The sequence below is a fragment of the Vibrio sp. 2130-1 genome, assembly GCF_033339515.1.
Window position 1 is genome coordinate 1 of the sequence record NZ_JAWOUT010000450.1, and the last position, 611, is coordinate 611.

Below are 611 nucleotides of genomic sequence, written 5' to 3' on the forward strand. Positions count from 1 at the left end.
CGCTATGGTCGGTGCATTCTTTGTGTTCAAAGCTTGGGTTGCGACAGCAGATGGGCGGGAGAAGTTTGATAAATTTCGCCTCCGCTTACCAATCGTCGGTGATATCGTAAATCGCGCTCAATTGTCGCGCTTTGCTCGAACATTCTCGTTGATGTTGAAATCAGGTGTGCCGCTCAACCAATCTTTGGCGCTTGCTGGTGAAGCATTGGGTAACCGCTTTTTAGAAAATCGAATTTTAGAGATGAAAGCAGCCATCGAAGCGGGTAGCACCATTTCTGTTACTGCCATCAACAGCAATATTTTTACGCCATTAGTTATTCAAATGATTGCAGTTGGTGAAGAAACGGGTCGTATTGATGAACTTTTGCTCGAAGTCTCAGATTTTTATGATCGAGAAGTGGATTATGACCTTAAAACACTGACGGCAAGAATAGAACCATTACTTTTGGTCATTGTCGCTGGGATGGTGATGGTGCTTGCATTGGGTATTTTCTTACCAATGTGGGGGATGCTGGACATCATCAAAGGCGGCTAATAGGTGGTTGAAAATCAAAGCCGAGCAACGCTCATTATGTTTGGCTTAGTTGCCGTCATCATCGTGGTTGGAATGG

The 611-nt window shown here is 44.7% G+C and carries 1 protein-coding gene; it reads left to right on the plus strand.

The genetic code is table 11. The features are described from left to right. Positions 1-535 (plus strand): type II secretion system F family protein (locus tag R7Q09_RS26770; RefSeq protein ID WP_318144026.1); only part of this gene is annotated, 535 nt, incomplete at its 5' end. Between the last annotated feature and the right edge of the window lie 76 nt (positions 536-611).